The organism is Micromonospora sp. WMMD882 (assembly GCF_027497255.1).
Lineage (GTDB): Bacteria > Actinomycetota > Actinomycetes > Mycobacteriales > Micromonosporaceae > Micromonospora.
Map to the genome: position 1 here is coordinate 2038523 of NZ_CP114903.1, position 13686 is coordinate 2052208.

The 13686-nt window shown below is 73.8% G+C and carries 11 protein-coding genes; 1 reads left to right on the plus strand and 10 read right to left on the minus strand.

All coding sequences use genetic code 11. From position 1 onward, the window contains the following. Positions 1 to 20 precede the first annotated feature (20 nt). The 6 genes from O7606_RS07985 to ald all read right to left on the minus strand — a co-directional run bounded on the left by O7606_RS07985 (position 21) and on the right by ald (position 6131). Positions 21 to 794: a pseudouridine synthase gene (locus O7606_RS07985; protein WP_281598426.1), complete on the minus strand. Its 774-nt coding sequence runs from the start codon at positions 792 to 794 to the stop codon at positions 21 to 23. Then, positions 778 to 1665, minus strand: coding sequence for an SMC-Scp complex subunit ScpB (gene scpB / locus O7606_RS07990; protein WP_281598427.1), 888 nt, complete (start codon positions 1663 to 1665; stop codon positions 778 to 780). Before scpB ends, O7606_RS07985 begins: the two co-directional genes overlap by 17 nt. Further along, positions 1662 to 2666, minus strand: coding sequence for a ScpA family protein (locus O7606_RS07995; RefSeq protein ID WP_281598428.1), 1005 nt, complete (start codon positions 2664 to 2666; stop codon positions 1662 to 1664). The genes scpB and O7606_RS07995 overlap by 4 nt, the downstream gene beginning before the upstream one ends. Before the next feature lie 34 nt (positions 2667 to 2700). Beyond that, positions 2701 to 3624, minus strand: a complete 924-nt coding sequence (locus O7606_RS08000; RefSeq protein ID WP_036375269.1) for an AAA family ATPase — start codon at positions 3622 to 3624, stop codon at positions 2701 to 2703. A gap of 280 nt (positions 3625 to 3904) precedes the next feature. Next, positions 3905 to 4900, minus strand: a complete 996-nt coding sequence (locus O7606_RS08005; RefSeq protein WP_281599546.1) for a site-specific tyrosine recombinase XerD — start codon at positions 4898 to 4900, stop codon at positions 3905 to 3907. A gap of 115 nt (positions 4901 to 5015) precedes the next feature. Then, on the minus strand, positions 5016 to 6131 hold the full coding sequence (gene ald / locus O7606_RS08010; protein WP_281598429.1) for an alanine dehydrogenase: 1116 nt from the start codon (positions 6129 to 6131) through the stop codon (positions 5016 to 5018). Positions 6132 to 6334: 203 nt separating this feature from the next. Between ald and O7606_RS08015 the strand changes: the two genes are divergently transcribed. After that, on the plus strand, positions 6335 to 6670 hold the full coding sequence (locus tag O7606_RS08015) for a TM2 domain-containing protein (protein WP_348651159.1): 336 nt from the start codon (positions 6335 to 6337) through the stop codon (positions 6668 to 6670). Positions 6671 to 6778: 108 nt separating this feature from the next. On the opposite strand, the gene O7606_RS08020 is transcribed toward O7606_RS08015, so the two are convergent. The 4 genes from O7606_RS08020 to O7606_RS08035 all read right to left on the minus strand — a co-directional run bounded on the left by O7606_RS08020 (position 6779) and on the right by O7606_RS08035 (position 13630). Continuing rightward, positions 6779 to 7378, minus strand: a complete 600-nt coding sequence (locus O7606_RS08020; protein ID WP_281598431.1) for an NUDIX hydrolase — start codon at positions 7376 to 7378, stop codon at positions 6779 to 6781. After that, positions 7375 to 9180 (minus strand): CTP synthase, encoded by a 1806-nt coding sequence (locus O7606_RS08025; RefSeq protein WP_281598432.1) that lies wholly within the window; start codon positions 9178 to 9180, stop codon positions 7375 to 7377. The genes O7606_RS08020 and O7606_RS08025 overlap by 4 nt, the downstream gene beginning before the upstream one ends. A 193-nt stretch (positions 9181 to 9373) precedes the next feature. Then, positions 9374 to 11026 (minus strand): cellulose-binding protein, encoded by a 1653-nt coding sequence (locus tag O7606_RS08030; protein WP_281598433.1) that lies wholly within the window; start codon positions 11024 to 11026, stop codon positions 9374 to 9376. A gap of 279 nt (positions 11027 to 11305) precedes the next feature. After that, a complete protein-coding gene (locus O7606_RS08035) occupies positions 11306 to 13630 on the minus strand; it encodes a hypothetical protein (RefSeq protein ID WP_281598434.1) in 2325 nt (774 codons plus the stop codon). Positions 13631 to 13686 lie beyond the last annotated feature (56 nt).

Consider the following 13686-nt stretch of genomic DNA (forward strand, 5'->3'; position numbering starts at 1 on the left):
CGGTACCCGCGACCGCCGGGTCAGTCACCCACCGCGCGGAACAACGCGGCGACCTCGGCGTTGGTCAACCGCCGGGTACGCCCGGCACGCAGGTCACCGAGCCGGATCGGCCCGATCGAGGTACGCACCAGCCGGCTCACCGGATGCCCGACCTCGTCCAGCAACCGCCGGACGATGTGCTTGCGCCCCTCGTGCAGGGTCACCTCCACCTGGGCGGTCTTGCCCAGGGTGTCCACCACCTTGAACGAGTCGACGGTGACCGGGCCGTCCTCCAGCTCCACCCCGGCCATCAGCCGCTTGCCGAGGTTGCGCGGGATCACCCCGGAGACCTGACACAGGTACGTCTTCGGCACCCCGTACGACGGGTGGGTCAGCTTGTGCGCCAGGTCACCGTCGTTGGTGAGCAGCAGCAGGCCCTCGCTGTCCGCGTCGAGCCGCCCGACGTGGTAGACCCGCTGCTCGACCCGGTTGCCGATGAAGTCGGCAAGCGCGGTACGCCCCTTCTCGTCGGCCATCGTGGAGACCACTCCGCGTGGCTTGTTCAGCGCCAGGTACACCAACCGGGTGTCGACCTGGAGGCGTTCGCCGTCGACGTGGATGACGTCGCGGGTCGGGTCGGCCCGGTCACCGAGCTGGGCCACCCGCCCGTTGACGGTGACCCGACGACGGAAGATCAGGTCCTCGCAGGCGCGGCGGGACCCGACCCCGGCGGCGGCGAGCACCTTCTGGAGCCGTTCGGCCCCCTCGTAGACGGGCGCGTCGGGCTTGGGGGTGCGGTCATCGGGTCGTGGCATCGGCGAACTCTTCTACGTCGTCGGGCAGGAAAGGGGCAAGTGGCGGCAGGTCGTGGACGCTGTCCAGGCCGAGTTTCTCCAGGAACAACGTGGTCGTCCGGTAGAGGAAGGCGCCGCTGTCCGGCTCGGCGCCGCACTCCTCGACCAGGCCGCGGGAGACCAGCGTACGGAGTACCCCGTCGCAGTTGACACCGCGGATGGCGGAGATCCGGCCCCGGGTGACCGGCTGCTTGTAGGCGACCACCGCCAGGGTCTCCAGCGCGGCCTGGGTGAGCCGGACGGACTGCCCGTCGAGGATGAACCGCTCCACGTACGGGGCGTGTTCCGGGCGGGTGTAGAGCCGCCAGCCGCCGGCCGCGCGCCGCAGCTCGAAGCCGTGCCCGGCGGCGGTGTAGTCCGCGGCGATCCGCTCCAGCGTGCCTCCGACCCGGGTGGCGGGCTGGTCCAGCACCTGGGCCAGGGTCGTCTCGCTGACCGGCTCGTCGACGACCAGCAGGATCGCCTCCAGCGCCCCGCGCAGCTCCGCGTCGTCCATCGGCGGGACCGGCTCGGGCTCGGCCCGCGCCACCCGGCGGCGCCCCCGGGGCGGGGCCGGGGCGGGCCGGTCGGCGTCGACCGGGGTGGGCTGGTCTGCTTCGGCCCGAACCGGCGCCGGGTCGGGCCGGTCGGCGCCGGCCGGAACGGAAGCCGCGTCGGGCTGGCCGGCGTCCGCCGGAACGGAAGCCGGGCCGGGTTGGTCGGCGTCCACCGGAACGGGGGGCGAGGTGGGCTGGTCGGCGTCGGACGGGGCGGGCGCAGGGCGGCGTTCCCAGGGCGGCACCCAGGCGGCGGCCTGGTCGGCGAGGGAGTGGGCGCGTTCCTCGTGGCTCATCCCGGCCCCTCCTGGGTCGTCGTCCCGGCAGCGGCGTCGACGGCCTCCGGCTCCGGCTCCGGCTCCGGCTCCGGCTCCGGCTCCGGCTCCGGCTCCGGCGGGACGATGGTCGGTCGGGCGGCGGCGTCGGTCGGGGACGGCGCGCCGGCGTACTCGTCGACCCGCAGCTCGGCGGCCCCGTCGGCCGGCCCGGTCCAGCGTACGGTCAGCTCACCGAGCGCCTGCTCCTGGGTGAAACCGACCAGCCCCTCCCGGTACAGCTCCAGCAGGGCCAGGAACCGGGCCACCACCTCCAGGGTGACCTCGCAGTCGGCGCAGAGCAGGGCGAAGGTGGCGGTGCCGGCCCGACGCAGCCGGTCGGCCAGGATGCCGGCGTGCTCGCGGACGCTGACCCGCACCAGGTGCACGTGGTCGATGGAGACGACCGGCGGCGGCTTCGGCGTCATCGCCTTCACCGCCAGTCTGAGCAGGCGCTCCGGGCCGACGCCGAGCACCAGGTCCGGCAGCGCCTGGGCGTACCGGGGTTCCAGGGTCACCGCACGCGGGTAGCGTCGGCCGCCCTCGGCCTCCAACGTCGCGATGTGCGCCGCCGCCTCCTTGTACGCCCTGTACTGCAACAGCCGGGCGAAGAGCAGGTCCCGGGCCTCCAGCAGGGCCAGGTCCTCCTCGTCCTCGACGTCGGCGGCGGGCAGCAGCCGGGCCGCCTTCAGGTCGAGCAGGGTCGCCGCGATCAGCAGGAACTCGCTGGCCTCGTCCAGGTCCCACTCGTCGCCCATCGCCCGGATGTACGCGATGAACTCGTCGGTGACCTGGTGCAACGCCACCTCGGTCACGTCGAGCTTGTGCTTGCCGATCAGTTGCAGCAGCAGGTCGAACGGGCCGGTGAAGTTCGCCAACCGGACGGTGAAGCCCGAGCCCTCGACCACGCCGTCGACCGGACCGTCGGGCACGGCCGGGTCGGCCGGCGCGGGCGCGGTGGGGTCGAGGGGCGGCGCGGTCACCGGACGACCGTAGTCCACGCCCCGCGGCCCCCGGTTACCGCTCCGCCTGCGCGGCGATCACCTCGCGGGCGAGCTGCCGGTAGTTGCGCGCCCCCGAGGAGGCCGGGTCGAGGGTGGTGATCGGCGCGCCGGCCACCGTCGACTCCGGGAACTTGACCGTCTTGGTGATGACGGTCTGGTAGACCTTGTCGCCGAACGCCTCGACGACCCGCTGGAGCACCTGCCGGCAGTGCGTGGTGCGACTGTCGTACATGGTGGCGAGGATGCCTTCCAGCTCCAGGTCGAAGTTGAGCCGTTCGCGCACCTTGTCGATGGTGTCCAGCAGCAGCGCCACGCCCCGCAGGCTGAAGAACTCGCACTCCAGCGGGATCAGCACGCCGTGCGCGACGGTCAGCGCGTTGATGGCGAGCAGGCCCAGCGACGGCTGGCAGTCGATGAGGATGTAGTCGTACTCCTTGCGGATGCTCCTGAGCACCCGCGCGAGCGCCATCTCCCGGGCGACCTCGTTGACGAGCTGGATCTCGGCGGCGGAGAGGTCGATGTTGGCCGGCAGCAGGTGCAGGCCCGCGACGTCCGTCTTGATCAGGACGTCCTCGGCGGTGACGTCGTCCTGCATGAGCAGGTTGTAGACGGACAGGTCCAGGTTGTGTGGGTTGACCCCCAGCCCCACCGAGAGCGCGCCCTGCGGGTCGAAGTCGACGAGCAGCACCTTGCGGCCGTACTCGGCCAGGGCCGCGCCGAGGTTGATGGTGGTGGTGGTCTTCCCGACGCCGCCCTTCTGGTTGGCCATCGCGATGATCCGGGCCGGGCCGTGCCGGTCGGTGGGCATCGGCTCGGGGATGGGCTTGCGCATCGTGTAGGCGGCCGGGTCGGCCGGACCGAGGTCCGCGCCGAGCGTGGCCTGCTGCTCACGGAGCTCCGACGTCCACGTCTCGGCACGGTCACCGTTGCCAGCCATGTCCTGTTGCCCCCTCCCGACGACCACCCGGCGTCGGAGCCGTCCGACGTCCCTCTGCGGCGCCGCTGCGCACCCCGGTCTGTCGCCCCCAGGAGGTCCGCGCCCGATGCCGACTGTACGCCACGTTCGCGCAGGCTGGTCGCCACCGGGTCGGCGTGTCGGCCGGGCCCGGGGCCGCCACCGGCCCGGCTCCCGCGGCCGTGACGATCGACACAGCGCCGCCGACACGTCGGCCCGGCCCGCCGGCCGACCGTGGACGGCCGTCGGAAGCCGGGCGTGGTCAGCCGTGGGCCCGGGGGTGGGCGGTGGCCCACACCTCCCGCAACCGCTCCACGGTGACCAGTGTGTAGACCTGGGTGGTGGTCACCGACGCGTGACCCAGCAGCTCCTGCACCACCCGCACGTCCGCGCCGCCGTCGAGCAGGTGGGTGGCGTACGAGTGGCGCAGGGTGTGCGGGGAGACGGCGTCCGGCCCGTCCACCGGCAGGCCGGCCCGTTCGGCGGCGCGCCGCAGGATCGTCCAGGCGCCCTGCCGGGAGAGCGCGCCGCCCCGGGCGTTGACGAACACCGCCGGGGTGCCCCGGCCGGCGGCGACCAGTCCGGGGCGGGCCCGCACCAGGTACGCGCGCAACGCCTCGGTGGCGTACCCGCCGATCGGGACGAGGCGGGAGCGGCCGCCCTTGCCGCGCAGCAACGCGGTCCCCTCCGCCGGGTCCACGTCGTCGACGGCCGCGCCGACCGCCTCGGAGATCCGCGCGCCGGTGCCGTACAGGAACTCCAGCAGCGCCCGGTCCCGCAGCGCCAACGGCGCGCCGTCGCCGGCCGCGCGCGCCGACCCGGCGGTGTCCAGCAGCCGGGTGACGTCCTCGACGGGCAGTGCCCGGGGCAGCCGGCGCGGCGGGGTCGGTGGTCGGACGTCCCGGCTGGCGTCCGCGCCGACCAGCCCCTCCCGCAGCGCGAACCGGTGCAGGCCACGTACGGCGCTGGCGGCGCGGGCGGCCGACGACACGGCCAGCGGGGGGCGCCCGTCGTCGCCGGCGCGCAACGCGGCCAGGTGCGCCTCCACCTGCGCCGGACCGACCGTGGCCAGGTCGGTCACGCCGGTCGCGGCCAGCGTCTCCAGGTACCGCTCCAGGTCCCGGCGGTACGACCCGAGGGTGTTGGCGGACAGGCCCCGCTCGACGGTGAGGTGGTCCAGGTAGCCGCGCACGACCCGACGCAGCGCCGGCGCGGCGGCCGGGGGCGCGGCGGGCGTCGGAGCCGGGTAGACCGGCACGGCCGTCGTGCGCTCCGGGTCGGCCGGCAGGGCGGTCACGGGGTCCGGTCCGGTCCGGTCGGCGCGGCTGGCTGCGGCACGGTGGTCGGCGGCGGGGCGGGCGGACGGCGGCCGGTCAGCCGAGGACCTCGGCCAGCGGCAGCGCGCTCAGCCCGTGCGCGTCGGCGACCGGGCCGTACGTCACCCGACCCGCGTGGGTGTTGAGGCCCAGCGCCAGCGCCGGGTCCTGGCGCAGCGCCTCCCGCCAGCCCTGGTTGGCCAGTTCGAGGGCGTACGGCAGGGTCACGTTGGTCAGCGCGTACGTGCTGGTGTGCGGGACCGCGCCGGGCATGTTCGCCACGCAGTAGAAGATCGAGTCGTGCACCTGGTAGGTCGGCTCGGCGTGCGTGGTGGGACGGGAGTCCTCGAAGCAGCCGCCCTGGTCGATGGAGATGTCGACCAGCACGCTGCCCGGCTTCATCCGGGAGACCAGCTCGTTGGAGATCAGCGTCGGGGCCTTCGCGCCGGGCACCAGCACCGCCCCGATGACCAGGTCCGCGTCGAGCACGGCCCGTTCGATCTCGTACGCGTTGGACGCGACCGTCTGGAGGTGCCCCCGGTAGATGGCGTCGGCCTGGCGCAGCCGCCCGACGTTCTTGTCCAGCAGCAGCACCTCGGCCTGCAGGCCGAGCGCGATCGCGGCGGCGTTCATGCCGGACACGCCCGCCCCGATGACGACGGTCTTGGCGGCGTACACGCCGGAGACGCCGCCCATCAGGATGCCGCGCCCGCCGCCCTGCCGTTGCAGGTGGTACGCCCCCACCTGCGGGGCGAGCCGGCCGGCCACCTCGGACATCGGGGCGAGCAGGGGCAGCGAACGGTCCGGCAGCTCGACCGTCTCGTACGCGATGCCGGTGACCTTCCGCTCCAGCAGCGCCTCGGTGCACGCCCGGGAGGCGGCCAGGTGCAGGTAGGTGAAGAGCACCTGCCCCTCGCGCATGCGGGGGTACTCCTCGGCGATCGGCTCCTTGACCTTGAGCACCAGCTCGGCGGTGTCCCACACCTCGTCGGCGGTGGCCAGGATCTTCGCGCCGGCGGCGGCGAACTCCTCGTCGGTGATGCCGACCCCGGCGCCGGCCCCGGACTCGACGAGGACCTGGTGACCGTGGCGGGTGAACTCGTTCACGCCCGCCGGCGTGATCGCCACCCGGTACTCGTGGTTCTTGACCTCGCGCGGGATACCGACCTTCACGACGACACCTCTCCCCCGGGCCGCTTGCGCCCGGTCCGCCCGGTGCGACGGCAGCCCCGTCGCCGCCGCGGTCCACTGCCCCTGTGCGCCGCAGTCTAGGCGGGTCGGCCGGCCCGGACAGCCTGCAGAGTGACACCCCGTGAGCGGCTCTCCTGACGATGTGTCAGGCATACCTGGCCGACAACGTGAGCCGACCTCGGCCGTTGGGACAGTGTTCGCCCCTTGTCGTCTCATCGGCCCCGACTCGGTGCGGACAGCAGCGAAGTGGATCATTAGGGTGTCGCCTCATGACCTACCCTGCGTACCAGCACCCCGGCGGCGTCTCCGACAAGAGCAAGGTCGTCGCCGGCATCCTCCAGATCGTGCTCGGCGGTTTCGGCGTCGGCCGGTTCTACATGGGCGACACGAAGACCGGCGTGATCCAGCTCGTGGTGACCCTGGTCACCTGCGGCATCGGCAGCCTCTGGGGGTTCGTCGACGGCATCCTGATCCTGATCAACGGTGGCGTCGACGGCCAGGGCCGACCGCTGCGCGACTGACCGCCGGCCCGAGCGGAGGGGGCCGTACGACGCCGTCGTACGGCCCCCTCGCCGTGCGCGGCGCAGCCGCCCTCCCGCGGCGGCGTGGGCGCGGAGACCCCGGACCGGTCAGCGGGGCAGCGGCGCGTCGACCGGGCGCAGCGGCGCCCAACCGGCGTCCCGGGCGCGGACCGCGGCGAGCAGCCCGGCCACGCAGGCGGCGTTGGTGATCTCACCGGCCAACGCCCGGGCCACCGCCTCGTCCAGGTCCACCCGCGTCACCTGCATGTCGGCCTCCTCGTCGTGCCGGTCGTGCCGCTGGTCCGTCGGCACCTCGGCCAGGTCACGGGCGAGGAACACCCGGACCCGCTCGCTGGAGAAACCGGGCGAGCTGTGCAGGTCCACGAGCACGTCCACCCGGGCGGCCGTCAGGTCGGTCTCCTCGGCCAGCTCGCGCAGCGCCGCCCCGGCGAGGTCCTCGCCGTGGACGTCCATCAGCCCGGCCGGCAGCTCCCAGAGGTAGTCACCGACCGCGTGCCGGTACTGCCGGACCAGCACCACCCGGCCGGCGTCGTCCAGGGCCACCACGGCCACCGCGCCGACATGCCGGACCACGTCCCGGACGGCGGTGCCGCCGTCCGGCATCGCCACCTCGTCGCTGAACACCTGGAAGATCCGCCCGGCGAACCGTTCGGTCCGGCCGCGCAGCTCGTACCGGGCCCCGGTCACGACGCCGATGCCGTCGCGGGGTCGGCGGCGTCGGCGGTGACGCCGTCGTGGGAGGTCGACCCGCCGGAGCGGCCGGCGGACCCCGACCCGGCCCCGCCCGGGGTGGTCGGCTGCCCCGCGACCTCACCCAGCTCGACCGGCAGCCGGTCGGCCTCGGAGTAGTCGACCGCGGCCCGGACGAACGCGGCGAAGAGCGGATGCGGGCGGGTCGGCCGGCTCTTCAGCTCCGGGTGCGCCTGGGTGGCCACGAAGAACGGGTGCAGCTCGCGGTCCAGCTCGACGAACTCGACCAGCCGACCGTCCGGGGAGGTGCCGGAGACGTGCAGACCGGCCTTGGTGAGGGCGTCCCGGTAGGCGTTGTTCACCTCGTACCGGTGGCGGTGCCGCTCGCTGACCTCGGTGCTGCCGTACGCCTCGGCCACGATCGAGCCTTCGGTGAGCGTCGCCGGGTACGCGCCCAGCCGCATCGTGCCGCCCAGGTCGCCCTTGCCGGCGACGATGTCCTCCTGGTCGGCCATGGTGGCGATCACCGGGTGCGCGGCCTCCTCGTCGAACTCCAGCGAGTTCGCGCCGGCCAGGTCGCCGAGGTGGCGGGCCACCTCGATGGCCATGCACTGGAGTCCGAGGCAGAGGCCGAGCAGCGGGACGGCGTTCTCGCGGGCGTACCGGGCGGTGCCGATCTTGCCCTCGATGCCGCGCACCCCGAACCCGCCGGGGATGACGATGCCGTCCACGCCGGCCAGGGCCGCCGCCGCGCCCGCCGGGGTGACACAGTCGTCGCTGGGCACCCAGCGCAGCTTCACCCGGGCCCGGTGGTGGAAGCCGGCCGCCCGGATCGCCTCGCTGACCGACAGGTACGCGTCGGGCAGGTCGACGTACTTGCCGACCACCGCCACGGTCACCGTGTGCCGGGGGTGGTGCACCCGCTCCAGCAGGTCGTCCCAGGCCGACCAGTCGACGTCCCGGAAGGAGAGGCCGAGCCGGCGCACCACGTACGCGTCGAGGCCCTCCCGGTGCAGCACCTTGGGGATGTCGTAGATGCTCGGGGCGTCCGGGGCGGCGGTGACGGCCTCCCGGTCCACGTCGCAGTAGAGCGAAAGCTTGTGCTTGAGCTTGTCCGGGATGTCCCGGTCGGAGCGGCAGACCAGCGCGTCCGGCTGGATGCCGATGTTACGCAGTTGGGCCACCGAGTGCTGGGTCGGCTTGGTCTTCAGCTCGCCCGACGGGGCCAGGTACGGCACCAGCGAGACGTGCAGGTAGAAGCAGTTGTCCCGGCCCAGGTCGTGGCGGACCTGGCGGATCGCCTCCAGGAACGGCAGCGACTCGATGTCGCCGACCGTGCCGCCGACCTCGGTGATCACCACGTCCGGGACGTTGCCGTCGGCGTCCGGGTCGGCCATCGCCAGGATGCGCGACTTGATCTCGTTGGTGATGTGCGGGATCACCTGGACCGTGTCGCCGAGGTACTCGCCGCGCCGCTCCTTGGCGATGACGTCCGAGTAGATCTGGCCGGTGGTGACGTTCGCCTTGCCCGACAGCGCCTGGTCGAGGAACCGCTCGTAGTGGCCGACGTCCAGGTCGGTCTCCGCGCCGTCCTCGGTGACGAACACCTCGCCGTGCTGGAACGGGTTCATCGTCCCCGGATCGACGTTGAGGTACGGGTCGAGCTTCTGCATCACCACCCGCAGCCCGCGGGCGGTGAGCAGGTTGCCGAGGCTGGAGGCGGTGAGCCCCTTACCCAGCGAGGAGGCGACGCCCCCGGTGACGAAGATGTGCCTGGTCGTCCGTGCTGATGGGGCCAAGGCCTGCTCCCGTGTCGTCTGTCGCGGTCGTGCAGACCGCCGTGCCGATCAGCCAACTGATCACGCGATCCACGGGATTCCACGGTAACACCTCACCCGGGTCGGCCCCGGGTCGCACCCGGCGGGCCGGGGCCCCGGACGGGGCCGGCGGGCGTCGTCGGCCGCCGCGCCCCGCCCGGGTGGGGCGGAACGGTTACGGCGTCACGATCCGGCCACCGAAGGTCACCACGAGGCGGCCGTCCGCGGCGAAGGACCAACCGAGCGCGCCGGAGTACTGGGCGCACCGGGAGCCGTTCGTGCCGGCCCAGAACTGGTTCGAGCCGTCCGCGTTGCCGACGACCCGGTCGTTCGAACCGCTGTCGCACGAGGTGTTGTTCCGGAACACCGAGGAGCCGCCGTCGAAGTTGAAGTTGCGTTCGGTGTTGCCGATGTTGGCGTTGTTCGACACGGTCATCGTGCCCGGGTTGCGGTTGTAGGTGAACCCGTGCTTGCCGTTGCGGTAGGCGATGGCGCCCCGGATGGTGTGGTTCACCGCGATGTCCTCGCCGCCGAGCTTGAATCCGTTCCGGTCGCCGTTGCCGGCCTGGCCTCCGTTGCTGAGGGTGCCGTTGTCGTAGGCGAGGGAGGACTCGATGGTCACCGCGCCGATCGGGCCGGTGTCGCTCTTGGTGTAGAGGTCGTAGCCGTCGTCGATGTTGTGGTGGGCCACGGTGTACCGGAAGACGTTGCCGGAGCCGACGGTGAGTTTCGGGGCGAAGCCGTCCGCGTCCTCGCCGTCGGAGTCGACGTTGTCGTGCGACACCGTGCTCAGCACCAGGTTGTCGGACGGCCACTGGTCACGCGGCGCGCCGGCCACCAGCCGCGACAACTGCAACCCGGAGTCCCGGTTGTGACGGGTCACCACCCGTTCGATGATGTTGTTGTTACCGGCCAGGAGGATGCCGTTGTCCCCGGCCCGCTCGACGACGATGCCGTGGATGTGCCAGAACGACCCGCCCACCTCGAGTCCCCGGTTCGCCGGGTCCTCGCTCTGGGCCGAGAAGTTCAACACCGGGGTCTCCCCCGGGTACGCGAACAGCTTCTTGCGGGCGCTGGACGTGCCGTTGTTGTTCTGGCCGATGGTGATGGTCTGCGTCTGCCGGTAGGTGCCGCCCCGCAGGTAGATCGTCCCGCCGACGGGGATCCGGGTGATCGCGGAGGTCAGCGTCGTCGGGTTCGCCTCGGTTCCGGCGGCGCCGTCGCTGCCGTTGGGCGCCACGTAGAGCGTGCTGCCCGACGGCGGGGGCGTGGTGGGCGGGGTGGTCGGCGGGGGCGTGGTGGGCGGCGGCGTGGTCGGCGGGGCGCCCGTCGAGGCGTAGGTCTCGAACTCGGCGACCCGGGGCGTGCCGCTGGCGCCGGTGATCTCGAAGTTGATCTTTTTCAGTGAGGCCGGCGGGAAGCTGATCTCACCGGTTCCGCTGCCGGTGGCCAGCACCGCGCCGGTGTCGTTGTTGACGACCCGCCACGACCCGATGGCGCCGCCGCCCGAGGCCGCCCGGATGACGACGGCGCCCACCGTGGTCGCCGATCCCCACTTGACCGAGATGCGACCGGTCGACCCGCTCGGCGACCAGTAGGTGCCCAGGTCGCCGTCGACCACGTTGCCGTAGCTCGTGCCGCTGGCCTTGCTGGAGCCGTCGGCGTCGGCCCCGAGGCTGAGGTTGGGTCCGCTGGCCAGGGCCGGCATGCCGGCGCGGCCCGGGTCACCACCGGCGCCGGCCGACGCGGTGGCCATCGGCAGCGCCGCGCCCACCGCGACCAGGGCGACGCCGCCGGTGACGAGCTTGAGTCTCGTTGTCGTCTTCACTGTCGAGCTCCTCGGTGAGCGCGGCGGGCAGCGTCCCACGACCCGAGCCGCACGTGGCGTCGGGCGGGCGTCCCGGCCTGACCAGATGCCGAAACATCGATGAAACACCAGGCTAGGAAAGCGCTTGCCGGCATCGCAAGGGCTGAGACGTGCAGGTTTGTTGCAGGACCGCCGGGCAGACCACGCCACCACGGCGACAACGTCGTCATTGCGGCCGAGAAGCAGGGCGCGCCGACCGGCCCGGCCCCCGCGCGACCGCGACGTCTCGCGCCGCCGGGCTCAGGCCGTCGCGGTCTCCGTCGACGACCGGGACGCCCGTCCCACCGCGCCACCCGACGGCTCCGGCGGCGTTCCCCCGCCTGCGGCTTCGCCCCTGCCCGCCGCGTCGGCGTCGCCCGCGGCGTCGGAATCCGGGCGGTCGCCCGGCCCGCCTTCCGTCACCGGCTCCCGGGCCTGGTCGACGGCCGGCCGGGCGCCGGCGACGAAGTCCTGCGGCCGGTTCCCCGGCGGCTGGGTCCGGTCCGTCGAGTGCCCGAGCACCCGCAGCGAGGTCAGCGCCGCCATCGGCACCACCAGCGCGGCAGCCGCGCCCGCCACGTCCAGCGCCGCCCCGCCGAGCAGCCCGCCGGTCACCGCCGCCACCGCCGTACCGGCCATCGCCGCCCGGATCGCCGGGTAGATGCCGAACAGCCGCATCAACCCGCCCCAGGGCTGGAGCAGGGCGAACCACACCAGCACCGCGCCGACGACGGCCAACACGGTCAACGGGCTGCCGATCAGGGTCTCGAAGTTGGCGGTGCTGGCGCGGTGCACGGTCAGCCCGCCCGTACCGTCGCCCAGGGCGGCCAGGAACCGACCCAGCCCACCCCGGTCCGCCGGCGGACGGCGCAGGTCCAGCACGCCCAGACCGATGGTGACCGCGACTCCCGCCAACGTCGCCCAGGTCAGCCGACTCAGGGTCAGCCAGCCACCGGTGCAGATCACCGCGGCGACCGTCACCCCGGCGGACAACGCGATCGCGCCGACCGAGTCCGCGCCGGAGTAGGGGCTGCCCACGATCACCACGGCCGCCGCGCCGAGCGCCACCACCAGGGTCGGCCGCCAGCGGCGACCCACGTGCTGCGCCAGCCAACCGGCGGTCAGCAACGCGCCGGCCGTGAACGCGCCCAGACCGACCGTGCCCAGACCGGCGTACCGGCCGCCCTCCAGGGCGGAGTAACCGACCACGCCGTTGAGTTGCAGGCGGGCCCCGGTGAGCACGTCCGCGCCGACGACCAGCGCGGTCAGCCCGGCGACCACGCCGAGCGGCCCGAGGGTCCGCTGGTGGCCGGGAACCAGCCGGACCAGCGCGGTCGCGCCGGCCAGCAACGCCACGGTCACCACCGCGAAGTACCAGCCGGCGTGCTGACCCCGCCACCACGGCACCAGGTCGGCCAACAGCGCCGCGGGGATGGCCAGCGCGGCAGCCACCAGCAGCGTCTCGACCACCGCCACCACCGGCCGGGCCACCGGGGCCCGGACCGCCGGTCCGGCCCGCCGCCGGGCCCGGCGCAGCAGCGGCAGGACGGCGACCGCGAGCGCCACCTGGAAACCGGCGAGCAGCACGAAGAACCACCGGGCCACCCGCCCCTGGGCGCTGGCCTCCCGGTCCGCGCCGGCCGGGGCGTCGATGGCGGTGTGCAGGTCCGACGGACGGCCGTCGACCGGGGTGGCCACCCGGCCGAGGAAGTTGCGTTCCGGCAGCGGCCGACCGAGGGTGGCCAACGCCGTCGGGGCCAGGTCGACCAGTTGCAGGTAACCCTCCCGCCCGGTGCTCTCCGACGTCAGCCAGCCCCTCTCCCACCCCGGGCCGTCGGCGATGGCCACGTGCAGTCGGGACGGCTGGGCGGTGTCCGAGACGCCGGCCACCAGGACCAGCGAACGGGCCGGCCGGGCGGCCAGCACCCGGGCCAGAGCCGTGTCGGCCCGTCGGGCGGCGGCGTCGCGGGCCGCCCGGTTCTCACCACCGACCGTCCCCAGGTCGACGATGCTCAGCACGCAGGTGCCCAGCAGCCCGGCCGGGTCACGAGGCAGCGCCGGCTCGTACCGGTCCACCCGGCCGAAGGGGCGGGCGGCGGCCACCGCCGCGCCCGGGCCGACCGCCACCGTGCAGCGCACCGACTCGGCCAGCGCGCCGGGCACCGCGCCCCACGGCAGGCGGTCCTGGTTGTGCGCGACCACGCTCTCCTGCTCGGGCAGGTTCGCGCCGAAACCGTCCGGCTGCTGCACCGTCACGTCCACCGGAGGGCAGGCGCCCGCCGGCCGGTTCGCGTTCCACGCCGTGTAGTTCCCGGCGCCCAGGGTCAACCAGCCGTCGACCGGGCAGGTCGGTCGTCGGGCCGAACGCGCCGACAGGGAGCCGATGGAGCCCTGCTCGGCCATCCGCCACAGCGTCGGGGTGTTCTCCGGGTCCACGTCGTCCCAGCGCAGGCCGGGCACCCCGACCAGGACGACGAAGTCGGCCTCGGGTCGGCGGGTCGTGTCGTCCGGCTCGGCGGCCAGCGCGGTCACCCCGAGCACCACCACGACCAGGGTGAGCAGGAGCGGTGCGATCCGGCGCAGCATCAACCACGTCCCGTCGCGGCGTCCGGCGCGGCCGGCCCGAGATCCGATCCGGCGTC